This window comes from Bradyrhizobium sp. 138, from assembly GCF_023074075.1.
In the GTDB taxonomy this organism is placed as follows: Bacteria; Pseudomonadota; Alphaproteobacteria; order Rhizobiales; family Xanthobacteraceae; genus Bradyrhizobium.
Genome location: NZ_JADPKT010000003.1, coordinates 191,953 through 214,224, shown reverse-complemented (window position 1 = coordinate 214,224; position 22,272 = coordinate 191,953). Strand labels below are relative to the sequence as shown.

23 protein-coding genes are annotated in these 22,272 nt (G+C 65.4%); 16 read left to right on the top strand and 7 right to left on the bottom strand.

The window, feature by feature from the left end:
* Positions 1-89: 89 nt before the first annotated feature.
* Entirely contained in the window at positions 90-1,334 is a 1,245-nt protein-coding gene (locus tag IVA79_RS02025; RefSeq protein WP_247549997.1) for an ATP-binding protein, read from the top strand.
* Here IVA79_RS02025 and IVA79_RS02020 read toward each other — a convergent pair.
* Positions 1,261-2,154, bottom strand: a complete 894-nt coding sequence (locus IVA79_RS02020) for a YihY/virulence factor BrkB family protein (RefSeq protein WP_247549995.1) — start codon at positions 2,152-2,154, stop codon at positions 1,261-1,263. The two genes, IVA79_RS02025 and IVA79_RS02020, sit on opposite strands and share 74 nt — an antisense overlap.
* Before the next feature lie 174 nt (positions 2,155-2,328).
* Here IVA79_RS02020 and IVA79_RS02015 point away from each other — a divergent pair, with 174 nt between their 5' ends.
* From IVA79_RS02015 to IVA79_RS01990, 6 genes are all read left to right on the top strand, one after another.
* Positions 2,329-2,523, top strand: coding sequence for a twin transmembrane helix small protein (locus IVA79_RS02015; protein WP_212079797.1), 195 nt, complete (start codon positions 2,329-2,331; stop codon positions 2,521-2,523).
* Position 2,524: 1 nt separating this feature from the next.
* Positions 2,525-3,097, top strand: a complete 573-nt coding sequence (locus tag IVA79_RS02010; protein ID WP_247549994.1) for a cob(I)yrinic acid a,c-diamide adenosyltransferase — start codon at positions 2,525-2,527, stop codon at positions 3,095-3,097.
* Positions 3,098-3,220: 123 nt separating this feature from the next.
* On the top strand, positions 3,221-3,970 hold the full coding sequence (locus IVA79_RS02005; RefSeq protein ID WP_247549985.1) for an electron transfer flavoprotein subunit beta/FixA family protein: 750 nt from the start codon (positions 3,221-3,223) through the stop codon (positions 3,968-3,970).
* Positions 3,970-4,914 carry an FAD-binding protein gene (locus IVA79_RS02000; RefSeq protein ID WP_247549983.1) on the top strand — a complete coding sequence of 315 codons (945 nt, stop codon included), beginning with the start codon at positions 3,970-3,972 and terminating at the stop codon, positions 4,912-4,914. Before IVA79_RS02005 ends, IVA79_RS02000 begins: the two co-directional genes overlap by 1 nt.
* Positions 4,915-5,105: 191 nt before the next feature.
* On the top strand, positions 5,106-5,987 hold the full coding sequence (locus IVA79_RS01995; RefSeq protein ID WP_247550542.1) for a 3-hydroxybutyryl-CoA dehydrogenase: 882 nt from the start codon (positions 5,106-5,108) through the stop codon (positions 5,985-5,987).
* Between the two features lie 195 nt (positions 5,988-6,182).
* The gene (locus tag IVA79_RS01990; protein WP_247549982.1) at positions 6,183-6,377 is read left to right on the top strand and encodes a hypothetical protein; all 195 of its coding nucleotides are present in this window, start codon (positions 6,183-6,185) and stop codon (positions 6,375-6,377) included.
* Positions 6,378-6,384: 7 nt separating this feature from the next.
* Here the strand turns inward: IVA79_RS01990 and IVA79_RS01985 are convergent, their stop codons facing one another.
* The gene (locus IVA79_RS01985; RefSeq protein ID WP_247549980.1) at positions 6,385-7,050 is read right to left on the bottom strand and encodes a TlpA disulfide reductase family protein; all 666 of its coding nucleotides are present in this window, start codon (positions 7,048-7,050) and stop codon (positions 6,385-6,387) included.
* 101 nt (positions 7,051-7,151) lie between these two features.
* Between IVA79_RS01985 and argH the strand changes: the two genes are divergently transcribed.
* The 3 genes from argH (at position 7,152) to lysA (ending at position 10,229) form a co-directional block, all read left to right on the top strand.
* Complete coding sequence (gene argH, locus IVA79_RS01980; protein ID WP_247549978.1) at positions 7,152-8,549, top strand: argininosuccinate lyase; 1,398 nt, start codon at positions 7,152-7,154, stop codon at positions 8,547-8,549.
* A gap of 93 nt (positions 8,550-8,642) precedes the next feature.
* On the top strand, positions 8,643-8,939 hold the full coding sequence (locus tag IVA79_RS01975) for a lipoprotein (RefSeq protein WP_247549976.1): 297 nt from the start codon (positions 8,643-8,645) through the stop codon (positions 8,937-8,939).
* 24 nt (positions 8,940-8,963) lie between these two features.
* Positions 8,964-10,229 (top strand): diaminopimelate decarboxylase, encoded by a 1,266-nt coding sequence (gene lysA, locus IVA79_RS01970; RefSeq protein WP_247549974.1) that lies wholly within the window; start codon positions 8,964-8,966, stop codon positions 10,227-10,229.
* Positions 10,230-10,364: 135 nt separating this feature from the next.
* Here lysA and IVA79_RS01965 read toward each other — a convergent pair whose 3' ends face one another.
* Entirely contained in the window at positions 10,365-11,237 is an 873-nt protein-coding gene (locus IVA79_RS01965; RefSeq protein ID WP_247549972.1) for a helix-turn-helix domain-containing protein, read from the bottom strand.
* A 166-nt stretch (positions 11,238-11,403) separates the two neighbouring features.
* On the opposite strand from IVA79_RS01965, the gene IVA79_RS01960 reads away from it, so the two are divergent.
* Together IVA79_RS01960 and IVA79_RS01955 are read left to right on the top strand one after the other, a co-directional pair.
* Entirely contained in the window at positions 11,404-12,384 is a 981-nt protein-coding gene (locus IVA79_RS01960) for a helix-turn-helix transcriptional regulator (protein ID WP_247549970.1), read from the top strand.
* 154 nt (positions 12,385-12,538) lie between these two features.
* Positions 12,539-14,308: a tannase/feruloyl esterase family alpha/beta hydrolase gene (locus tag IVA79_RS01955; protein ID WP_247549968.1), complete on the top strand. Its 1,770-nt coding sequence runs from the start codon at positions 12,539-12,541 to the stop codon at positions 14,306-14,308.
* A gap of 64 nt (positions 14,309-14,372) precedes the next feature.
* Here the strand turns inward: IVA79_RS01955 and IVA79_RS01950 are convergent, their stop codons facing one another.
* Positions 14,373-15,281, bottom strand: coding sequence for an NAD(P)-dependent oxidoreductase (locus IVA79_RS01950; protein WP_247549967.1), 909 nt, complete (start codon positions 15,279-15,281; stop codon positions 14,373-14,375).
* 136 nt (positions 15,282-15,417) lie between these two features.
* On the bottom strand, positions 15,418-15,801 hold the full coding sequence (locus tag IVA79_RS01945; protein ID WP_247549965.1) for a carboxymuconolactone decarboxylase family protein: 384 nt from the start codon (positions 15,799-15,801) through the stop codon (positions 15,418-15,420).
* 167 nt (positions 15,802-15,968) lie between these two features.
* Between IVA79_RS01945 and IVA79_RS01940 the strand changes: the two genes are divergently transcribed.
* Both IVA79_RS01940 and IVA79_RS01935 read left to right on the top strand, forming a co-directional pair.
* Positions 15,969-17,918, top strand: coding sequence for a TIGR02302 family protein (locus IVA79_RS01940; protein ID WP_247549963.1), 1,950 nt, complete (start codon positions 15,969-15,971; stop codon positions 17,916-17,918).
* Positions 17,906-19,057 carry a DUF4175 family protein gene (locus IVA79_RS01935; protein ID WP_247549954.1) on the top strand — a complete coding sequence of 384 codons (1,152 nt, stop codon included), beginning with the start codon at positions 17,906-17,908 and terminating at the stop codon, positions 19,055-19,057. The genes IVA79_RS01940 and IVA79_RS01935 overlap by 13 nt, the downstream gene beginning before the upstream one ends.
* Positions 19,058-19,164: 107 nt before the next feature.
* Here the strand turns inward: IVA79_RS01935 and IVA79_RS01930 are convergent, their stop codons facing one another.
* Both IVA79_RS01930 and IVA79_RS01925 read right to left on the bottom strand, forming a co-directional pair.
* Complete coding sequence (locus IVA79_RS01930) at positions 19,165-19,539, bottom strand: response regulator (RefSeq protein WP_247549952.1); 375 nt, start codon at positions 19,537-19,539, stop codon at positions 19,165-19,167.
* Positions 19,540-19,588: 49 nt separating this feature from the next.
* A complete protein-coding gene (locus IVA79_RS01925; RefSeq protein ID WP_247549950.1) occupies positions 19,589-20,467 on the bottom strand; it encodes an MJ0042-type zinc finger domain-containing protein in 879 nt (292 codons plus the stop codon).
* Positions 20,468-20,619: 152 nt separating this feature from the next.
* Between IVA79_RS01925 and ftsE the strand changes: the two genes are divergently transcribed.
* Both ftsE and IVA79_RS01915 read left to right on the top strand, forming a co-directional pair.
* Complete coding sequence (gene ftsE, locus IVA79_RS01920; RefSeq protein ID WP_063694655.1) at positions 20,620-21,279, top strand: cell division ATP-binding protein FtsE; 660 nt, start codon at positions 20,620-20,622, stop codon at positions 21,277-21,279.
* On the top strand, positions 21,272-22,240 hold the full coding sequence (locus IVA79_RS01915; protein ID WP_247549948.1) for an ABC transporter permease: 969 nt from the start codon (positions 21,272-21,274) through the stop codon (positions 22,238-22,240). Before ftsE ends, IVA79_RS01915 begins: the two co-directional genes overlap by 8 nt.
* Positions 22,241-22,272 lie beyond the last annotated feature (32 nt).

Here is a 22,272-nt window from a genome sequence, read left to right as displayed (position 1 = left end):
GCAAAACGTCGCCGTGACTCCAGGTGTTTGGGCGTGCCATGCTCAACAGACAGCCTAGGGGTCCGAAGGGGATACTTCGAAGGGGATTCATGGCGGCGAAAAAGCGCCCAGCGCACTCTACGCGGACGTCCAGCCGACCGCCTCGGAAGCGGTCCGGGGCGGCCGGACAGGTGCGCAAGCGCAAGGCGGTCGCGCCAGACGTGGTCCAGGCGGCGCTCGCCGCCTTTGCCCATGAGGTCCGCACCCCCCTGACCGGCATCCTGGCGATCAGCGATTTGCTCGCGACCTCCGATCTCGGCGAACGGGAACGGCGCTGGGCCGACACCATCAAGGCCGGTGCCGAGCATCTGGCGAGCCTGGCCACGCTGTTCGTGGATGCTGCGAGAACGGGGAAGGGCGGCAGCACGCTGCGGCAGGACCTGTTCGACCTGCAAACGCTTGCCCGCAACGCCGGCGATTCGCTGGCGGGGCGTGCCGCGGCCAAGGGGCTGAAGGCCGAGGTCGAGATCTCCAGTAAGCTGCCCGGCCTCGTGGTCGGCGATCCCGTCCGCCTGCGCGCCGCGCTGGAGAACCTGATCGACAATGCCGTGAAATTCACCGACCAGGGCGGCGTGGCGCTCGCTGTCGAGCCGTGGCGTCCCGCCAAGGGCAAAGCCAAAGGCAGGGTCGGCGTTGCTTTCGCGGTGTCCGACAGCGGCATCGGCCTGACCATGGCCGAGATCAAGCGACTGTTCCGCCCGTTCACCCAGGCCAATGTCACCATTGCCTCGCGCTTCGGCGGCGCTGGCCTCGGCCTATCCTCGGTCAAGCAGCTGGCGCGTGTGATGGGCGGCGACATCGCCGTCGCACCACGCCGCGGCGGTGGCGCCACCTTCACGCTGACGGTGTCGCTCGATGCGGCAGGACCGCGCAAATCCCGCAAAACGAAAGGCGAAGCGGATGCAGAAGCGGTCGCGGCGCTGCGCGTCCTCAGCGTCGAGGACAACCCGTTCGGACGCGTCGTGCTGAACACCATTTTGACCGAGCTCGGCCATCATGCCGAGTTCATCGGGCGCGGCGAGGACGCCGTCGGCCGGCTGGCGCAAGGCGCGTTCGATGCGGTGCTGATGGACATGGTGCTGCCGGGCATCGACGGCGTCGAGGCGATCCGGCGGATCCGCACGATGCCGGCGCCGCTGGCTCGGATTCCGATCATCGGAGTTTCCGGGCGCGGCGAGGACGAGGCGGCCTCACGCGAGGCCGGTGCCGACGCCTTCCTGGTCAAGCCTGTGTCTCCGCGGGCGCTAGCGACTGCGCTGCTTGAAGCGACACGCCGTGAGGAAGCCGCGACTTGATGATCGCGGCGTTGAGCTCGCCGCCGTAAACGAAGATCGCGGCGATGAAGTACAGAAACACCAGCGCGATGATCACCGAGGCGAGCCCCGCATACATCGTCACGTAGTTGTTGGCGAAGCGGGCCAGATATTGTCCGAACACGACGCCGGAGATCAGCGAGGCCACGATGGTGAAGACGATACCGGGCAGGATCTGGAAAAAGCTGCGCCGTCCCGCCGGCAGCCAGGCATGCAGGATGATCAGCGCCACCACCAGCGCACTGATGGTGATGCCGTAGCGCAGCCAGGTCAGGATGCTTTCGTTCGACTCGACGAACAGCGGGATATGGCGTCGCGCCGCTTCGATCAGGAGCGGGCCGAGCACGATCAGGAACGCCATGGCAAGCGCGGTGAAAGCTGCGATCAGCGTATAGGCAATCGATTCCAGCCGCAGCCAGTACCAGCGCCGCATCTCCACCACCGCATAGGCGCGGTTGAGCGCGACCCGGAGTGCCTCGACGCCGTTGGAGGCGAAATAGACCGACAGCGCCGCGCCGATGGTCAGAATGCCGGTGCGGGTCGTGGTCAGGACGTCGTGGACCTCGCCCGAGATCGAATCGGCGACCTGCTTGGGCCAGATCTGCAGCATCAGGCTGGCGGCCTGGTCGGCGAGTTCCTTGGAGCCGAAGAAGCCGGCGAGCGAGGTCAGCACGATCAGGAACGGGAATAGCGCCATCAGCGTCGACAGCGCGATGTGGCTTGCGATCGCCCAGCCGTCGTCGGCGAGGAACGTGTAGAACGCATCCTCCACGACGACGTAGATGTAGCGGATCGCTTTCATGCGCGACCTATACCGCCGCTTTCTCTCCGCGCACACGGAGAGAGGTGAGGGGAGGCGAGCGGCGCAAATCGGAGGTCATCTCGCTACCTTCTGACATTATTGCCCCAAAAGCCAGATCGCGAAGCACCCCGGAGCGCCATGGCGGACCGGCGCGCACGGTGTTATCTACCCCCAATGGCATCTATCCTCACGACTTTCATCCTGCCGATCGCGGTCGGCGCCGTGGCGCTGGTGCTGCTGCTCGGCCTCATCAACATGATGCGTGGCGGTTCGCCCAACACCTCGCAAAAGCTGATGCGCTGGCGCGTGCTGCTTCAGTTCGTGGCGATCGTCATCGCCATGGCTGCAGTCTGGGCGATGGGGCGCTGACATGGTTACGTTGAACCGCATCTATACGAAGACCGGTGACGACGGCACGACGGCGCTCGGAACCGGCGAGCGGCGTCCGAAATACGATCTGCGCATCGAAGCCTATGGCACCGTCGACGAGACCAACGCCGCCATCGGCGTCGTCAGGCTCCATACCGGCGACACGCCCGAGCTCGACGCGATGCTCGGCCGCATCCAGAACGATCTGTTCGATCTTGGCGCCGATCTCGCCGTGCCCGAGCGTGAAGGCAAAGCGGAGCGGCTGCGGGTGGTGGCGAGCCAGGTCGAGCGGCTCGAGCGCGACATCGACGCGCTCAACGACAAGCTTAAGCCGCTGACCTCCTTCGTGCTGCCAGGCGGCACGCCAGCTGCGGCTCATCTCCACGTCGCGCGCACAATATGCCGCAGGGCGGAACGCATCATCGTGGAACTGGCGGCACGACCCGGCGAGCCGGTCAGCACGGCTGGCATCCAATATATGAACCGCCTGTCGGACTTCCTGTTCGTGGCCAGCCGAGCCGCCAATGGGAATGGTGCTGGCGACGTGCTCTGGGTTCCCGGCCAGAATCGCTGACCATCGAGCCCGCATTTCAGAAGGCCAAAATTAGGCCCGTTCGCGCGTTGACCGGGGCAGATCAGGCCTTTAGGTTCCGCGCCAGTTGATAACCCCCCTCCCAAATTGAGTGAAAGAGGATCGATGAAGGTCTTAGTGCCGGTAAAGCGGGTGGTCGATTACAACGTCAAGGTCCGCGTCAAGGGCGATGGATCGGGCGTTGAACTCGCCAACGTCAAGATGTCGATGAACCCGTTCGACGAAATCGCGGTCGAGGAAGCGCTGCGCCTGAAGGAAGCCGGCAAGGCCACCGAGGTCGTGGTGGTCTCCATTGGCCCGGCGCAGGCGTCGGAGACGATCCGCACCGGTCTTGCCATGGGCGCCGACCGCGGCATCCTGGTAAAGGCGGAAGGCGCAGTCGAGCCGCTCGCGGTCGCCAAGATCCTGAAGAAGATCGCGGAAGAAGAGCAGCCGGGCCTGATCATCCTCGGCAAGCAGGCGATCGACGACGACAGCAACCAGACCGGCCAGATGCTGGCTGCGCTGCTCGGCTGGTCGCAGGCGACGTTCGCCTCGAAGCTCGAGGTCGAAGGCTCCGACTTCAAGGTCACCCGCGAAGTCGACGGCGGTCTGCAGACCGTGAAGCTGAAGGGACCGGCGATCGTCACCACCGATCTGCGTCTCAACGAGCCGCGCTATGCCTCGCTGCCCAACATCATGAAGGCCAAGAAGAAGCCGATCGCGGACAAGACCGTCGCCGATTACGGCGTCGACGTCGCCGCGCGTCTCGAGGTTCTCAAGACGACGGAGCCGGCGGGCCGCAAGGCGGGCGTCAAGGTCAAGGACGTCGCCGAGCTGGTGTCGAAACTCAAGAACGAAGCCGGGGTGCTCTGATGACGACGCTTCTGATTGCCGAACACGACAATGCGTCGCTCAAGGATGCGACCAACAAGGCCCTGACCGCAGCTAGCGCGCTCGGCGCGGACGTCGAGGTGCTGGTGGCCGGCCAGAACGCCAAGGCCGCGGCGGATGCCGCTGCCAAGCTTGCCGGCGTGAAGAAGGTGCGGCTCGCCGACGGCGACCTCTACGCGCACGATCTCGCCGAGCCGCTGGCCGCGCTGGTCGTCTCGCTGGCCTCCGGCTATGACGCGATCGTCGCGCCCGCAACCTCGCGCTTCAAGAACGTGATGCCGCGCGTCGCCGCCCTGCTCGACGTCATGCAGGTCTCGGAGATCATCAAGGTGGTCGCGCCCGATACGTTCGAGCGCCCGATCTATGCCGGCAACGCCATCCAGACCGTGAAGTCGAAGGACGCCAAGAAGGTCATCACGGTGCGGACCTCGACCTTCGCAGCAGCCGGTGAAGGCGGCAGCGCGCCGGTCGAGACCGTCGCGGCGGCCGCAGATCCCGGCCTGTCGACCTTCGTCGGCGAGGAGGTCGCCAAGAGCGACCGTCCCGAGCTGACCTCGGCCAAGATCATCGTCTCCGGTGGCCGCGCCATGCAGAGCCGCGAGAATTTTGCCAAATACATCGAGCCGCTCGCTGACAAGCTTGGGGCCGGTGTCGGTGCCTCGCGCGCGGCGGTCGACGCCGGCTATGCGCCGAACGACTGGCAGGTCGGCCAGACCGGCAAGGTCGTGGCGCCCGAGCTCTATGTCGCCGTCGGCATTTCCGGCGCCATCCAGCATCTGGCCGGCATGAAGGACTCCAAGGTGATCGTCGCGATCAACAAGGACGAGGACGCGCCGATTTTTCAGGTCGCCGATTACGGCCTGGTCGCCGACCTCTACCAGGCGGTTCCGGAGCTGACGGCCGAACTCGGCAAGCTCGGCAAGTAAAACGAGCCAAAAACACCGGCCGGAGCTATAAACTCCGGCCGGTGTTGCTTTTTTGAGGCGTTTTCTTTGGTGTGGGGCACGCCTTCGAAGCGATCCAATCTAGGTTTCGAGCCAAGGTTCTGATTAAATCGGACCTCCCGGCTCGGGGGATAGGCAGGCGCGACATGCGCGCCGTTCCGGTGGATGACAAGATGGCGGCAGTGATCAAGAAGGTCGGCGTGATCGGCGCGGGTCAGATGGGCAATGGCATCGCGCATGTAGCGGCGCTGGCCGGCTTCGATGTGGTGCTCAACGACGTCTCGGCCGATCGCCTCAAGTCGGGCATGGCCACCATCAACGGCAATTTGGCGCGACAGGTTTCCAAGAAGGCCGTCTCCGAGGACGACAAGGCCAAGGCGATGGCGCGCATCACGGCCGCCGAAAAGCTCGACGATCTCGCCGATTGCGACCTCGTGATCGAGACCGCGGTCGAGAAGGAAGAGGTCAAGCGCAAGATCTTCCACGAGCTCTGCGCGGTGCTGAAGCCGGAGGCGATCGTCGCCTCCGATACCTCCTCGATCTCGATCACGCGGCTCGCCGCCGCGACCGACCGTCCCGAGCGCTTCATCGGCATTCACTTCATGAATCCGGTGCCGCTGATGGAGCTGGTGGAGCTGATCCGGGGCATCGCCACGGACGATGCGACCTTCGAGGCGTCCAAGGAGTTCGTCGCCAAGCTCGGCAAGCAGGTCGCGGTCTCCGAGGATTTCCCGGCCTTCATCGTCAACCGCATCCTGCTGCCGATGATCAACGAGGCGATCTACACGCTGTATGAAGGCGTCGGCAATGTCGAGGCGATCGACGCGGCGATGAAGCTCGGGGCGCACCATCCGATGGGCCCGCTCGAGCTTGCCGATTTCATCGGCCTCGATACCTGCCTCTCCATCATGCAGGTGCTGCACGAGGGCCTCGCCGACTCCAAGTACCGTCCGTGCCCGCTATTGGTGAAGTACGTCGAGGCCGGCTGGCTCGGCCGCAAGACCCAGCGCGGCTTCTACGACTACCGCGGCGCCAAGCCGGTTCCGACGCGCTAAGGCGGCGGTGCCGTAGGGTGGGCAAAGGCGCGCTTGCGCCGTGCCCACGATCTCTCCATGATCGAGACAGGCGGTGGGCACGCTTCGCTTTGCCCACCCTACGGCACCATTGCCTCGGTTGGCACCCGCTTCGTGACATTTCATGTCGCGTTAACCTCTCGCGCCTAGGTTACGGCCGGTACGAGGGTTCGCGTAATGGACATGATGGCAATGGTCAGCACCATGCTGGCCGCTCAGCAAGGCGCGCTGCAGTCGAATATTGCGGCGACGCTGACCAAGCAGAACGCCGACATGGAGAAGGCCACCGTCCTGACGCTGCTCGGCGCCGGTCAGCCCTCGCTCGCCAATGTCGGTGCCGGCGTCGGCGGCAATCTCAACGTCACCGCCTGAACCATTCCTAGAGTGACGCGGCGGCCTTGCCGGTTGCCGCCCGGATCAACTTGAGCGCGTCCTCGCTCGCCCATTCCGCCGGCCCCGCGATCGTCGCGATCTCGCAGCCTTGCGGATCGACCAGCACCGAGGTCGGCATGCCCAGGGCGCGGCCTACGGCCTTAAGATCCTGGAAAACCTTGGCTTTCTGGTCGCTGAAATAGCTGAGCCTGCTCAGATTGGCCTCTTTCAGGAAGGTCTTCGGCTTCTCGGGGTCGCGGGTGTCGATATTGATCGCCACCACCTCGAAATTCGGGCCCGACAGCTTGCCCTGGAGCTCGTCCAGCGCCGGCATCTCCTTCCGGCACGGCACGCACCACGTCGCCCAGAGGTTCACCAGCAGCGTCTTGCCGCGGAAGTCGGACAGCTTTTTCGGCTTGCCGTCGGCGTCCTCGAAAGCAAGGTCGGGCAGCTTCAGCGGGGCGCTCGCCATGGTCAGCGCCGCCACCTCGCCATGGGCGAGCGGGGCGATCTTCTGCGCCGTGGCCACAGCTGGCTTGCAGGTCGGATCGCCTGATGGCGCCCGGCTCAGGCCCAGCCCGTACAGCGCGGCGAAGGCGGCCAACCCTCCGACCGCCACGGCGGCGATGACGAGGGGGACCCGGCGCGTGGCGGAGGGCTTTTTGTCGAGCATATCGTTTGTCATCCGGTCGCAGATATGGCTATCAGGGACCTCTTAATACGGCTGGCACCGGCCAGCAAACGTGCGGCAAATCAAGGCGTGAGCAGGGGATCATGAGCAACAAGATGTGGGGCGGCCGGTTCTCGGAACGTCCCGATGAGATCATGGAAGAGATCAACGTCTCCATCGACGTCGATCGTCACCTCTACGCCCAGGACATTGCCGCGTCCAAGGCTCACGCTGCGATGCTCGCCGCGAAGGGCATCATCACGGGCTCTGATGCGAAAAATATCGGCAAGGGTCTAGACACGATTTTGTCAGAAATCGGCAAGGGCGGCTTCGAATTCAAGCGCTCGCTCGAGGACATCCATATGAATGTCGAGAGCCGCCTGTCCGAGCTGATCGGCCCCGCCGCCGGAAGGCTGCACACCGCGCGCTCGCGCAACGACCAGGTCGCGACGGATTTTCGTCTCTATGTGCGCGACGTTCTCGACGAGACCGACGCCGCGCTCGCCGCGTTCCAGCAGGCGCTGGTCGAGCGCGCGCTGGAGCATGCCGGCACCGTGATGCCCGGCTTCACCCATCTGCAGACCGCGCAGCCGGTGACCTTCGGCCACCATCTGCTCGCCTATGTCGAGATGGCCGCGCGCGATCGCGGCCGCTTCCAGGATGCGCGCAAGCGCCTGAACGAATCTCCGCTCGGCGCCGCCGCGCTCGCCGGCACCTCGTTCCCGATCGACCGCCACGCCACCGCGAAAGCGCTTGCCTTCGACCGTCCCATGGCGAACTCGCTCGATGCGGTGTCCGACCGCGACTTCGTGCTGGAGACGCTGTCGGCAGCCTCGATCTGTGCTGTGCACATGTCGCGCTTTGCCGAGGAGATCGTGATCTGGACCTCGCCGCTGGTCGGCATGATCCGGCTCAGCGACAAGTTCACCACCGGATCCTCGATCATGCCGCAGAAGCGCAATCCGGATGCGGCCGAGCTGGTGCGTGCCAAGACCGGCCGCGTCATCGGCGCGCTCAACGGTCTGTTGATCGTGATGAAGGGCCTGCCGCTCGCCTATCAAAAGGACATGCAGGAGGACAAGCAGGGCGCCATGGAGGGGTTTGCCGCGCTGTCGCTCGCGATCCGCGCCATGACCGGCATGGTCCGCGACCTCGTGCCCGACGAAGCCAAGATGAAGGCCGCTGCAGGCGAGGGCTATGCCACCGCGACCGATCTCGCCGACTGGCTGGTGCGGACGCTGAAAATGCCGTTCCGCGACGCCCATCACGTCACCGGCCGCATCGTTGCCAAGGCCGCCGAGGGCGGGGTGGCACTGCATGAGGTGCCGCTCAAGGAGATGCAGGCGATCGAGCCGAAAATCACCAAGGACGTGTTCGGCGTGCTCTCGGTCGAATCGTCGGTGAAGAGCCGCACCAGCTTCGGCGGCACCGCGCCGAAGAACGTGACGGCCCAGGCCAAGGGCTGGTTGAAGCGGCTGGAAAAAGAGCGAAAATTGGGCTGAGGGTAAAATTTCGCTGATGTTTCATGGTCATCCGGCCCTCGCCAGAGCGGGCCAATCTCTGTATGGTGCACCGCGCGTAGTGGGGATTTCGTCGTGACGTCAAAGTTTCGCCCGGCCGGTTCGGGGTGGGCCATCATTGTCTTGAGCCTGACAGCGCTTGCGCTTGCCGGCTGCGGCCGCAAAGGTCCGCTGGATCTGCCGCCGACCGCCACCAACGCGCCTGCGGCCAACGGCGCCGCGCCTGCCGACACCGAGACCGCAGCCCAGAAGACGTCGAGCATGTTCAATCCCACCTCATCAGGTGCGGAGGCCGAGCCCGCGGCGGCCAAGGGCCGGAAGAAACCGTTTATTCTCGACCCGCTCCTGGACGAACCTCCCGGCAAGAAATAAGCCGGGACAACCGAGCCTAAAGCCATGAACCATTTCGACTATCGCAACGGCGTGCTGCACGCCGAGGCGGTGAACCTGTCCGAGCTGGCCGCGACCGTCGGCACGCCGTTCTATTGCTATTCGACCGCGACGCTGGAGCGGCACTATCGCGTCTTCACCGAGGCCTTCGCCGGCGAGAAGGTGCTGGTCTGCTACGCCATGAAGGCGAACTCCAACCAGTCGGTGCTGCGCACGCTGGCCAAGCTGGGCGCCGGTGCCGACGTGGTCTCGGGCGGCGAGTTGAAGCGCGCGCTGTCCGCCGGTATTCCGCCGAACAAGATCCTGTTCTCCGGCGTCGGCAAGACCGAAACCGAGCTGCGCGCCGCGCTCGCCGCCGACATCCTCTGTCTCAACGTCGAATCCGAGCCCGAACTCGAGCTGCTGTCCCGCATCGCCACCGAGATGGGCAAGACCGCGCGCATCTCGCTCCGCGTCAATCCCGATGTCGATGCGGGCACCCACGCCAAGATCTCCACCGGCAAGTCCGAGAACAAGTTCGGCATCCCGATCGCGCATGCCCGTGAAGTTTATGCCCGCGCCGCCAAGTTGCCGGGCATCGAGGTGACCGGGACCGACGTGCATATCGGCAGCCAGATCACCGAGCTCTCCGGCATGGAGACCGCGTTCCGCATCCTGTCCGAATTCGTGCAGACGTTGCGCGCCGACGGCCACAACATCAGCCACGTCGATTTCGGCGGCGGCCTCGGCATTCCCTATGACATGGACCGCGAGGCGCCGCCGGCGCCGGCCGCCTATGCCGCCATGGTCAAGCGCGTCAGCCACAATCTCGGCTGCACGCTGATGTTCGAGCCGGGCCGCATGATCGTCGGCAATGCCGGCATCCTGGTCGCCAAGGTGATCTATGTGAAGCACGGCGACGGCAAGAATTTCGTCATCATCGACGCTGCGATGAACGACCTCATTCGCCCGACGTTGTACGAGGCGCATCACGACATCCTGCCGGTGAAGCAGCCGGCCGCGGGCGCCGCCACCATCACCGCCGATGTCGTCGGCCCGGTCTGCGAGACCGGCGACTATCTCGCGCTCGACCGCACGCTGCCGACCCCCGCGCCCGGCGATCTCCTCGCCATCATGACCGCAGGCGCCTACGGCGCGGTGCAGGCCGGCACCTACAACACAAGGCCGCTGGTGCCGGAGGTGCTGGTGAAGGACGATCAGTACGCCGTGGTGCGCCCGCGCGTGGAGGTCGAGCAGCTGATCGCGATGGACACGCCCGCGCCGTGGCTGTGAGGCGGACGCAAAACCTGCAAAACAACCCCATGCACAGTAGCCCCGGGGGCGGGTCTGGTACATTGAAACCGCTTGAGACGTCGAGGCCATCGGCGGCAACGCGCAATCGCGGCGCGATTTGGGATTGGCAGGCGATCAGGCCAAGCGACCGGCATTGGCGCGAAAGGTTCGCGGGGTGACACCGGTTTCCTTGCGGAAGGACCGCACGAAGTGCGAGGGATCCGCATAGTCGAGATCATATGCGATTTCGTTGATCGGCTGATCCGAGAACGCCAGTTGCCGTTTTGCTTCGGTGACGACCCGCCGCCTGATCAGCTGTCCGGCCGTCACCCCGGTCATGCGCTTCACGTGTTTGTTGAGGCCGTCGGACGTCATCGCGAGCTTCGCCGCATAAAAGTTTAGCAGCCGCCGGCTGCGGAAATGACTTTCGATCAGCTCGAGTAGTCTTTCGATCACTGCGTCGTTGAAATGGGCTGCGGTGCCGCCCCGGCCCATCGCCAGACGCCCGACTTCAACTGCGATCAGGGCAAGGTAGCTGTTCACGGCGACATGGAACCCCTCGCGGGAGAGCAGGCGCTCTTCGCTGAGGCGCGCACTCAGGTCGGACAGGCGGGCCATGTCGTTCTCCGCGATCGAAACCACGGGGGCCATCGTCAGCCGCTTCAGGCGCGCGACCGTGTCGCCCGCAGCATCCCCGAACGTTCGTGCCACGTCCTCCGTGAAGCTGACCACCCAGCCGCTCGTCGACGATTGAAAGTGAAACCCGTGAGCCATGGTCGGAGGTACCACGATGATGGCGGGGGCGTGAAAGGGGATCGTCGAGGTCTCGTACTGGACCTCGCCGCCGCCGTGCTCGATCAGGAGGATCTGCAGAAGATTGGCATGGCGATGAACGCAGATCCGCCAGTCATGGAGCGAGCAGCGCGACGGGATGGTCTCGGCATGGACGAAATTGAACGCGCGAGGGTCGGGGGGCTCACCGTAGAGATGGAAGAACGGCAGTTCCATCGTACGAGTTTCTCGCGGTTTGCCGGGGGACGGGTCAGATGTTCATCCTAAGACCATGAGCATTCCCCAGCGAAGCGTCTCCTGGTGCAGGCGCTGCGCGTGCTGGACAAGATTGCGCGTTTGGGATTGAGTTCCGCCGGTTCCCGCTTCCAGCGCACATGGTCCGATGTTCACCGATCTCAGTAGCCGCGATGAGAGCTTCGACAGGTTCCTGAGTACGTTCAATCGGCTCGTTCCCCATGCGCGGATTGATCTGGACGGCGGCCGAAGCGCATTCCGCTGGCGCGGCCAGTTTGCCGCGACGAGCGGATTCTCCTGGTGGGATGTCGAGTCCGAGATCGACTGGACCTGCCGCCTCTCGCACCGCAAGGAGAGGCTCGGGCTCGTGCTGCCGAGTTCGGGCACGGTGAGCGGCAGGGTGCGGGATCGGACCGTGGCCATCGACCACCATTACGCGTTGGCATTGAGCGTGCCGGAAGTCAGCTCGATCGCCTATGCCGGACGCGGCAGGCACGCGCACGTCACACTGGAATTCGACGTCGCGACGGTGCGGAAGGTGCTGTCCGGCATTTTTGAGGGTGGCTCGCTGCGCAGCATGGAGCTCAACCCGCGGCTCGATCTTGCAGGTCCCACGGGCCGCATGCTCACGGCGCTGGCCGAAGCCGTCGGAGCCGGCATGCGCGACGAGGCGCTTCGATCCGAGAAGTCCATGGCGCTGCTCGGCGAAGCTATCCTGCGGCTGGTCTTCCTGAATTTCCCGCATGGCTTCAGCGATCGCCAGCGCCGCCAGCAGGACGCCACGCCGCGCCAGATCAGGGAGGCGATCGACTTCATGCGCGCCAACATGCACCAGGCGCTGACATTGAGCGAGGTGGCGGAGGCCGCGGGCATCAGCGTGCGATCCTTGCAGTACGGATTTCACCGCTTCAGGAGCGTGACGCCGCTTGCCTATCTGCGGCAGATTCGCCTCGAGGCAGTGCAAGCGGAATTGTCATCGCCGCTGAATGCGCTGTCGGTCCACGACGTCGCGCTGAAGTGGGGCTTTGCGCATATGGGGCATTTCGCGTCGAGATATCGCGAGTGCTTTGGAGAAGCGCCGTCCGAGACGGCAAGGCTTGCGAGGGCAGCGAAGGGCGCGCGCTCCTGACGCGTGCTGGTGTGCTTCTCCAGTGCGTCCCGTGGTCCCGGAAAAAATCGGCCACCGGAAGGTTTTGTTCCAGCCGATGACGATCTTGTTCTACGGCGCCCCCGCATCGTGATGCTACGACTTCCCGAAAATACCAGAGATCGGGGAGGGCATCATGGAGTATTCACGAATCCTGTTGCGCGTTTGCGCATCCACCATTGCGTTGGTCGTCGGAGCGGTCGCGCTGCCGAACGCTGCCGCGGCGCTTGCGGCACCGACATGCGCAGGCCTGGCGACGGATCCGCGGTTCGAGCTGGCGAACAATCCCGCCATCAAGTCGGCGACCAGCACGATCAAGACGACGGCGGCTCCTGCCAGCACGAAGTACTGCGGCGTCACGCTGGTCTACGGCACGAGTCCGAGCCAGAACATCACGATCGCGATAGGATTGCCGCTCAGCCCGGCGGACGGCGGTGCAGGCGGGACCGTGGCCGCGTGGAACGGTCGCACCGAAGGCCTTGGCGGCGGCGGATGCGCCGGCAATCTCAACGTCGATGCGGCCGTGAATGCCGGCTATGTCGGATCGGGGACGGATGGCGGCCATGCCGGCGGCGACTGCACGCCCGGCGTCAATGCCGACCACACCTACAATCTCCAGTTCATCCAGGATTTTTTCCGCAACGGGATCAAACAGCAGATCCTGTGGTCGAAGCGCATTGCGACCGCCTACTACAGCACGCCGCCCAGCTATAATTACTGGAACGGCTGCTCGACGGGCGGCCGGCAGGGATATCTGCTGGCCCAGGAGCTCGGGAGCCAGCTCGACGGCATCCTCGCCAGCGCTCCGGCGATGTACTGGACGCGCTTCCAGACCGCGCAGATGTGGGGCCAGATCGCGATGTTCGAGCAGGCAGGCGAGAGCCCGAGCGGAGTGATCCCTCCGGCCAAGCTGGTCGCGGCGCAGAAATCGGCGATCGCGGCCTGCGACGCCAATGACGGCGTGGTCGACGGCATCATCAACGATCCCCGCACCTGCCGCTTCAGTGCCAAGGCCAACATCTGTGGGAAGCCGGGCGCGCCGGCGGCACCAAATTGCCTGACCGCGGACGAAGCGGGGGCGGTCGACAAGATCTGGGATGGTCCACGTAACAAGCATGGCAATCGAATCTGGTTCGGGTTGGATCGCGGCAGCGACTTCTCGATCCTCAATGGTCCGACGCCGTTTCCGCTCGGCGTGACCCAGTTCGAATGGAATCTGATCGATCCGAGCTTCGCGCCGCCATCGACCAAGTGGAATACCGTCAGCCTCGGGGGCAAGGGGCTGTCCTATCCCAGAGTGGCGGAAGCGGGCTCCCGCAATATCGCCGATGTGACCGACACATTCGGCCCGCTCGATGCCTTCCGGGCCCGTGGTGGGAAGTTGATGACCTTCCTCGGCGCCAACGACCAGTTCATCTATCCGCGCGGTGTCCTCAATTATTACCGGCAGATGGCGGAGCGCTATCAGAGGAATCACGACCGAACCGGTTTCGATGGCGTGCAGAGCTTCTACCGCCTGTACCACGCACCCGGCGTCGGCCATTGTGGCCTGCCGATCTTCAGCCTCGGCACCACGGGGCCCTGGCCGCAAAATGGCGCCGACTTTGCCGCGCTCGTAAATTGGGTCGAGAAAGGCGTCGCACCGGACCAGGTTATCGGTCGCAGTTTGGCGCCGGCACTGTCGCGGCCGTTGTGCCCCTATCCGCAAACGGCAAAGTACAAGGGAACGGGTGACGTCAACGATGCCGCCAACTGGAGCTGCGGCGGCAATCTCGAGACGGCGGAGGCGGTCTGCCCCGATGTCCTCGTCAAGTACAAGGACGAGTTCGAGGGCCCGCTCGACTATCGCGCAAGCGCAGTCCATCCGAGCTTCTGCAAGGGCGGACACCGGGACGATGATCGCTGACCCGACCGGTCGGCAATGAGACGGGATCCTGGATCGGCCTGCACCGATCCAGGATGACCGCGCGTTATTGTCCCGCCAACCCGCTCATCTTTCCGCCCACCACCACGCCCGCCTTCTTCTCGATCGGCTTGATCGCCGCGGTGAAATCGGACTCGGCGCCTTCTGCGGCTATCACGGTCTCCCACAATCGCCCGACCGCGTCGGCAACCTCCATCGACAGGCCGAGCTGCTTCATCTCCGCGAGCGCCAGCCGCACGTCCTTCACCATCAGTCCCGTGGCAAAGCCGAAGTCGAATGTGCGCGGCAGCACCGAGCGAGGAAACTTGTCGCGGCTCGCCGTGTTCATGCCGGAGCCGGCATTGATGACGTCGATCATCACGGCGGGATCGAGCCCCGCCTTCACTCCCATCACCACGGCTTCCGACGTCGCCACGATCGCGGTGGCCGACAGGAAATTGTTGGCGAGCTTCATGGTCTGCGCCGTGCCGGGCTTCTCGCCGATGAAGAACACTTTTCCGATCACGTCGAGCGCGGGCTTGAGCAGCTCGAATTCAGCCTTCGGTCCGGAGACCATCACCGCCAGCGTGCCCTTCTCGGCGCCGCCGACGCCGCCGGAGACCGGGCAGTCGATCTGCACGATGTTGCGCTCCGCGAGGAGGCCGTGAATCTTCACAGCCATCGCCGAGCCGACGGTGGAGAGGTCGATGAAGCGTTTTGCGCGGCTGCCCTCGATCACGCCGTTCGCCCCGGTTGCAACCTCGAGCGACGCCTGCAGCGAGGGCAGGCTCGCCATGACGGTCTCGACCTGATCGGCGACGTCCTTCGGTGATGTCGCGGCCGTCGCGCCGAGCGCCACGAGCTTGCCCATGACCTCCTTGCGCGCGTCGAACATGACGAGCCTGTGTCCCGCCTCGATCAGCCGCCGCGCCATCGGGAAACCCATGTTTCCAAGGCCGATGAATCCGATGTCCATGGTGTTTCCCTTTTCTTTCTTCTTCGTTGTTGTGAAAGTGCTCGCTCCATCCTCGGTGTCGTCCCGGACAAGCGCGCCTCAAGCGCGCGCTGCGCTTGCGCTTGTCCGGGATGACAGCGGAGATTGGGGCTGCGGCTCACGCCTTGCCGTCGATCTCCGAAAACACCTCGCGCGCGATGCGAAAGCTGTCGACTGCGGCGGGCATGCCGCCATAGATCGCGACCTGCATCAGGATCTCGCGGATCTCCTCGCGGCTGACGCCGTTGGTGAGCGCGCCCTTGAGATGCGCGCGGAACTCGTGCTGGCGGTTGAGGATCGCGATCATGGCGATGTTGAGCATGCTGCGGGTCTTGCGCGGCAGCTCCTCGCGGCCCCACACCGTGCCCCAGCAATATTCGTTCAGCATCTCCTGGAACGGACGGTTGAAATCGTCGACGTTCTTCAGGGCATTGTTGACATAGGCCTCGCCCAGCACCGCTTTGCGGACTTCCAGGCCCTTGTCGTGCATCTTCTTGTCCATGGTGTTTCCTCTCGTCTTACGGGTGGCGGCGCGGAAATTACGGGGTTGGGCCGGACCAGTCACGTCCTCGTGTTATGCGGGAAAAGGGGTGTCTCCCGTACGGGAACGGATGCCTCAGTGCTGCCGTTGTGATAGGCTCCACTCTACCGGGCAACCTGGAGAGTTGATTGAACGGCGTCACCCCCGAGCCGTCAGACCCGATCCGCAACAGTGACGCTCTGTCGCGGTTGAAGCTGGCGCAGGCCCTCGACCGGGCCATCTATGCTATCGCGTGGGAGCGTGCCTGGCCAAATCTGGCGCGGCTTCTGACCGTCGTCGGCCTGTTCCTGGTGGTGTCCTGGGCCGGCCTGTGGCTGGTGCTGCCTTTCATCGCCCGAGCCATCGGTCTCGTCGTTTTCGCCGGCATCGCGATCGCCGTCCTGTTGCCCCTGATTCGCTTCCGCTGGCCGAGCCGCGATGAGGCGTTGGCCCGGCTCGATCGTGGCTCCGGCATCCGTCACCGCCCGGCGACGACGCTGACCGACACGCTGTCTTCGCAGGATCCGGTCGCACTGGCGCTGTGGCAGGCGCAGCGCGAGCGTACGCTGGCCTCGCTCAAACGCATCCGCGCCGGTCTGCCCCATCCGCGACTCCCGCTGCATGATCCTTGGGCGCTGCGCGCCCTCGTCATGGTGATGCTGGTCGCGACCTTCTTCGCCGCCGGCGACGAGCGCGCGATGCGGCTCGGAGCCGCCTTCGACTGGAACGGCGTGCTGGCGCCGGCGAATATTCGCGTCGATGCCTGGGTCACCCCGCCGATCTACACCGGCAAGCCGCCGGTCATCCTGTCGGCCGCCAACAAGGAGGCTGCGGCGCTGCCGGCGTCCGGCCCGCTTGCCGTTCCCGCAGGCTCGACCCTGATCGTGCGCTCCTCCGGCAGCAGCCTGGATGTCGCCGTCTCCGGCGGCCTCAAGGAGGTCGCGCCCGCAGAGGCCGCACCGAAGGGCACCAACGAGAAGCACTTCACCATCACCGCTGACGGCACCGCGCGTGTCCGCGCGCCCTCCGGCCAGCCGCAATGGGCGTTTGCGGCAACGCCGGACCGCGCGCCGACGATCGCGCTTGCCAAGGATCCCGAGCGCCAGGCGCGCGGCGGGCTCCAGCTCTCCTACAAGATCGAGGACGATTACGGCGTCACCGGCGCGGATGCGCACATCGCCTTGCGCCCCGCCGACGCCAAAGATGCCAGCAAGGATGGCAGTAAGGATTCCGACGGCAAGGCCGCGGCGCGGCCGCTGTTCGAGCCGCCGCAATTCCCGCTCGTGCTGCCGAACGCGCGCACCCGCAATGGCGTCGGCCAAACGGTGAAGGACCTCAGCGAGGATCCCTATGCCGGCGCCGACGTCACGCTGACGCTCAGCGCCAAGGACGAGGCCGGCAACGAGGCCAGAAGCGAACCCTTCAACATGCGCCTGCCCGAGCGTCTGTTCACCAACTCGCTCTCGCGCGCGCTGATTGAGCAACGCCGCATCCTCGCGCTCGACGCCAACAGGAATTCCGACGTCTACACCGCGCTCGACGCGCTGATGATCGCGCCCGAATTGTTCACGCCGGATGCCGGCTGCTATCTCGGCCTCCGGAGCCTTGCGACCCAGCTCGAGGCTGCCCGCACCGACGACGCCCTGCGCAATGTCGTGGCGAGCATGTGGGCCTTCGCGGTCACGATCGAGGACGACGGTGTCGCCGGCAGCGTCAATGCCGCGCTGCGCTCGGCGCAGGACGCGCTCAAGGCGGCGCTGGAACGCGGTGCCAGCGAGGACGAGCTCAAGGTGCTGACGCAGAAGCTTCGTGAGGCCATGGCCGGCAAGGTGCGCGATCTCGCCCGGCGCGCCGAGCAGAATCCGCTCGGTGCGCGGCAGCCGTTCCCCGCCGAGGTCCAGCTCATCCTCGACAAGGCGATCGAGCTGCGGCAGAAGACCCAGCATGCGACGCCCGAGCAGCTCGCAGAGCTGGCGCAGCAGCAAGACATCTTGCGCGAGCAGCTTCAGGCCTATCGGAAGTCGGCGAACAACCGAGCCAACAAGGCGGGGGACGACAAGACCAACCAGTTTACGCGGGACCGGAAATGCGGAAGCTAGCACGCGTACCAGTCTTGAAGGCGATGTCGATCGCCTGCCTCGCCGTCCTGTTGGGCGGCGTTCCCCCCGCCCTGGCCCAGCAGGATCAGGATCCCGATGCGCTGCTCGACAGCGCGGAAAAGGCGATGCAGGACTCCGGCGACAGCCTCAGGCAGAAGGAGTCCGGGAAGAGCCTGAACAACCAATCCGACGCCATTCAGAAGCTCGAGGACTACAAGCGCGCGACTGAGAGAAGCCAATCTTCCAGTCGCGATCGTTCCGTCATCACGCAACGGGATCTGGACGATCTCTTGCGGCAGATCGAGAAGGCGGCGCGCGAAGGCAATAAAGAAGCCGCGCAACGCATGCTCGAGCAGCTCGCGCAGATCATGGAAAATCTCCAGATGGCGCAGCCCGGGCAATCCGGCGAGAGCGAAATGGAGCAGGCGCTGAACGAGCTCAGCGACATGATCCGCAAGCAGCAGCAACTGCGCGACAAGACTTTCAAGCAGGGCCAGGACTCCCGGCGTGACCGCTCGCGCGGCAAGCAGGGCGATCAGTCGATGTCGGACCTGCAGCAGGATCAGCAGTCACTGCGCGACCGCCTGAAGAAGCTGCAGGACGAGCTCGCCAAGCGCGGCCTCGCGCAGAAGGGACAAAAGGGTCAGAAGGGACAGCAGGGTCAACAGGGACAGAAAGGCCAGCAGGGCGACAAGGGCCAGAGCGGCGACCAGGACGGCGACGACGGTGATGACGATGGCAGCCTCGACACCGCGGACGGCGCCATGGGTGATGCCGGTTCAAAGCTCGGCGAGGGCAATGCCGACGGAGCCGTGGACTCGCAGGGCAAGGCACTCGATGCGATGCGCAAGGGCGCGCAGAAGATGGCCGAGGCGATGCAGCAGGGCGATGGCGACGGGCAGGGCGATGGTCCCGGCAATCGGGCCGGTCGTCAGCAGAGCGGCGGCAATCAGACCGATCCGCTGGGGCGTCCGCTTCACGGCCGCGATCTCAGCGACGACTACTCCGTCAAGATCCCCGGCGAGATCGACGCCCAGCGCGTCCGCCGCATCCTCGAAGAGCTCCGCCGCCGCTTAGGGGACAGCTCGCGCCCGCAGATCGAGCTCGACTATATCGAGCGGCTGCTGAAGGATTTTTGAGGCGATAACCCCTCTTGTAGCCCAGATGAGCGCAGCGATATCCGGGGCCGCTGGTCCCGCATGTCGCTTCGCTCATGCGGGCTACGGGCTGCGAGCTCAGTCCGCCGTTACCCGTTCTTCGCTGCGAGGGCGTCGGCCACCGCGGTGCGGATGTCGGCGATCGAGAACGGTTTTGTCACGACGTCGTGCACCAGCGCATTCAGGTTCGAGGCGCGCTCGCGCTGGTCGGCAAAGCCGGTCATCAGCAGGATGGTCAGATCGGGGAAATCGCGCGCGGCCGAGAGCGCCAGCGCGATGCCGTCCATGACGGGCATCTGGATGTCGGTGAGCAGCAGGTCGAAGGCGCCGCCCTCGCGGGTCAGGATCTCCAGCGCCTCGGCGCCGTCCTGCGCGGTGACGGTCTCGTGGCCGTCCATGGCGATGGCGCGCGCGACCAGCGTGCGCATCGAATCCTCGTCGTCGGCGATTAATATTTTCGGCATCAGATCAATCTCTGGGACGAACCTTCCCGTGCAGGACTCTGCAAGCTGATTATACGCTGCCGCCGGCGATGTCGCGCCGGTTGAAGAAGCGAACGTCGATATTGCGGCCCTCCGGCGGCGGCGAGGCGAGGCGAGAGCGGAAGAAGGCGCGCTCGCCGGGCCGCAGCACGGTCTGCTCCAGCACCGTATTCCAGGCGTAGATCTCCGCGCCTTGCGCGTCGCGCACGGCGAAGCGCAGCCGAGGGATGTCGAGTGGCTTCTTGCCCTCGCCGACGATCACGCCCTCGATCACCAACACCTGCTTACCGTCCACGGTCTCGCTGGACAGCTTCACGTCCTTGAAGGCGAGGCCGCGCAGGTTCACCTCGAGCCCGACCATCTTGTAGAACGCCGCCGTCTGCGGCAGCAGCCGCACCATGTCGCCGCGCCAGATCACCAGCGCCAGCACCAGTGCGCCCATGGCCGCGCAGGCGGTCGGCAGGCCGAAATAGGATTTTCGCGGAGCAATGGTGGCGGCCGGGCGGCTGACCCGCGCACCGCGGCGGCTGAACAGGCCGCGGAACCAGGACTGATGCTGCGCGCCGACGACCTCCTCTTCGGCCTCGCGGGCCGCCGCTGACCACTCGTCCTCGGTTTGCTTGGCCTCTTCATCGGGCCAGTCGCTGGCGATCGAGGGGCTGTCGACCACGGGCGCATCAGCGGCGCCGTCGTCCTTGGCATAGGAGTTCCACTGCTCGGCGAGATCGGACTGGTCGTCGGCCTGGCTGGCAGCGGCCATGGCCGGGACGGACGCCTCCTCGATGGCATCCTCGGCATGGGCGATCCAGGTCTCCTTGCAACGGGAACAGCGGACCGCCCGTCCGTTCGCCCCCAGGCTCGCAAGCTTGATGGCGTAGGATGTCATACAATGGGGGCAGACGATATGCATGGACCAGCCTTGATGCATGAACGAGGACTTGGCCACGTATGCTACAAGGCGACCGTTAACGAACCGGAAACCATAACGGCGGCAAAACCCGTTGATCGCGTATGGCGGAGCGCAGCACTGCGATCCGCGCCCCCTCTCGAACGGAGCTGAGCTTGGTTCGGTTCGAAAATGTCGGATTGCGTTACGGTCTGGGGCCGGAGATCCTGCGCGACCTCAGCTTCCAGATCCCGGCGCATTCGTTCCAGTTCCTCACCGGCCCGTCCGGCGCCGGCAAGACCTCGCTGCTGCGCCTGTTGTTCCTGTCGCATCGACCGACGCGGGGCCTCGTCAATCTGTTCGGCCACGACATCTCACAGCTCGGCAAGGACGAGATCGCCGACTTGCGCAAGCGCATCGGCATCGTGCTCCAGGATTTCCGCCTGCTCGATCATATGACGACCTATGAGAACGTCGCGCTGCCGTTCCGCGTCATGGGACGCAGCGAGTCGAGCTACCGCAAGGAGGTGATCGATCTGTTGCGCTGGGTCGGGCTTGGCGAGCGCATGGACGCGCTGCCGCCGATCCTGTCGGGCGGCGAGAAGCAGCGCGCCGCGATCGCGCGCGCCGTGATCTCGCGGCCGCAGCTGCTGCTCGCGGACGAGCCGACCGGCAGCGTCGACCCGACGCTCGGACGCCGTCTGCTGCGGCTCTTCATCGAGCTCAACAAATCGGGCACCGCCGTCATCATCGCGACCCACGACATCGGCCTGATGGACCAGTACGAGGCGCGGCGGCTGGTGCTGCATCAGGGACGGCTGCACGTCTATGAATAGGACCGACGAGCGCGGCGTGCTGGTCGACCTCGGACAGGAGCGTCCGCAGCTCCCGGCCAAGGCGCGCAACATGTCGCCGATCGTGCCGCGCGCCTCGATCCACGGCCGCGCGCTGGTTGCCGTCGTCGCCATCATGACCTTTCTCGCCTCGATGACCACGGGCACGGTGCTGCTGGTCAGCGCCTCCGCCGCCGAATGGCAGTCGGACGTTGCGAGCGAGATCACCATCCAGGTTCGCCCGCAGGCCGGCCGCGACCTCGACCGCGACACCGCAGCGGTGACGGAGGCGATGCGCGCGCAGGCCGGCATCGTCGAGGTCAAGCCGTTCAGCAGGGAGGAGAGCGGCAGACTGCTCGAGCCCTGGCTCGGCACCGGGCTGTCGATGGACGATCTGCCGGTGCCGCGCATGATCATCGCGCGCGTGCAGCCCGGCACGTCGCTCGATCTCGGCACCCTGCGCGCGCGCGTGACCCAGATCGCGCCAGGCGCCAGCGTCGACGATCACCGCGCCTGGATCGAGCGCATGCGCTCGATGACCAACGCCACCGTGCTCGCCGGCCTCGGCATTCTCGCGCTCGTCATCATCGCCACCATCATCTCCGTCTCGTTCGCGACCCGCGGCGCCATGGCGGCGAACCGTCCGATCGTCGAGGTGCTGCATTTCGTCGGCGCCGGCGACCGCTACATCGCCAACCACTTCCTGCGTCATTTCCTCAGGCTGGGGCTGGAGGGCGGCTTGATCGGCGGTGGCGCCGCCATGCTGGTGTTCGGCTTCTCGGAGTCGATCGCCGGCTGGTTTTCCGGTACCCCCGTCGGCGACCAGTTCGCCGCGCTGCTCGGCACCTTCTCGCTGCGGCCATCCGGCTACATCGTGCTGGCGGTCCAGGCCGTGCTGATCGGCGCCATCACCGCAGTGGCCGCGCGCCAGACGCTGTTCGCGACGCTGAATGATGTCGACTAGGCTTGATAAACCAGACTCCACTTCGCCTCAAA

Coding starts and splice junctions, on each gene's coding strand:
- IVA79_RS01960 (WP_247549970.1), top strand. CDS start 11,404: ATGTTCACCGATCTCAGTAGCCGCGATGAGAGCTTCGACAGGTTCCTG.
- IVA79_RS01955 (WP_247549968.1), top strand. CDS start 12,539: ATGGAGTATTCACGAATCCTGTTGCGCGTTTGCGCATCCACCATTGCG.
- IVA79_RS01990 (WP_247549982.1), top strand. CDS start 6,183: ATGGACATGATGGCAATGGTCAGCACCATGCTGGCCGCTCAGCAAGGC.
- IVA79_RS01965 (WP_247549972.1), bottom strand. CDS start 11,237: ATGGAACTGCCGTTCTTCCATCTCTACGGTGAGCCCCCCGACCCTCGC.
- lysA (WP_247549974.1), top strand. CDS start 8,964: ATGAACCATTTCGACTATCGCAACGGCGTGCTGCACGCCGAGGCGGTG.
- IVA79_RS01930 (WP_247549952.1), bottom strand. CDS start 19,539: ATGCCGAAAATATTAATCGCCGACGACGAGGATTCGATGCGCACGCTG.
- IVA79_RS02020 (WP_247549995.1), bottom strand. CDS start 2,154: ATGAAAGCGATCCGCTACATCTACGTCGTCGTGGAGGATGCGTTCTAC.
- IVA79_RS02005 (WP_247549985.1), top strand. CDS start 3,221: ATGAAGGTCTTAGTGCCGGTAAAGCGGGTGGTCGATTACAACGTCAAG.
- IVA79_RS01915 (WP_247549948.1), top strand. CDS start 21,272: ATGAATAGGACCGACGAGCGCGGCGTGCTGGTCGACCTCGGACAGGAG.
- IVA79_RS01985 (WP_247549980.1), bottom strand. CDS start 7,050: ATGCTCGACAAAAAGCCCTCCGCCACGCGCCGGGTCCCCCTCGTCATC.
- IVA79_RS01925 (WP_247549950.1), bottom strand. CDS start 20,467: ATGCATATCGTCTGCCCCCATTGTATGACATCCTACGCCATCAAGCTT.
- IVA79_RS02025 (WP_247549997.1), top strand. CDS start 90: ATGGCGGCGAAAAAGCGCCCAGCGCACTCTACGCGGACGTCCAGCCGA.
- IVA79_RS02010 (WP_247549994.1), top strand. CDS start 2,525: ATGGTTACGTTGAACCGCATCTATACGAAGACCGGTGACGACGGCACG.
- IVA79_RS01995 (WP_247550542.1), top strand. CDS start 5,106: ATGGCGGCAGTGATCAAGAAGGTCGGCGTGATCGGCGCGGGTCAGATG.
- IVA79_RS01950 (WP_247549967.1), bottom strand. CDS start 15,281: ATGGACATCGGATTCATCGGCCTTGGAAACATGGGTTTCCCGATGGCG.
- IVA79_RS01945 (WP_247549965.1), bottom strand. CDS start 15,801: ATGGACAAGAAGATGCACGACAAGGGCCTGGAAGTCCGCAAAGCGGTG.
- IVA79_RS02000 (WP_247549983.1), top strand. CDS start 3,970: ATGACGACGCTTCTGATTGCCGAACACGACAATGCGTCGCTCAAGGAT.
- argH (WP_247549978.1), top strand. CDS start 7,152: ATGAGCAACAAGATGTGGGGCGGCCGGTTCTCGGAACGTCCCGATGAG.
- IVA79_RS02015 (WP_212079797.1), top strand. CDS start 2,329: ATGGCATCTATCCTCACGACTTTCATCCTGCCGATCGCGGTCGGCGCC.
- IVA79_RS01935 (WP_247549954.1), top strand. CDS start 17,906: ATGCGGAAGCTAGCACGCGTACCAGTCTTGAAGGCGATGTCGATCGCC.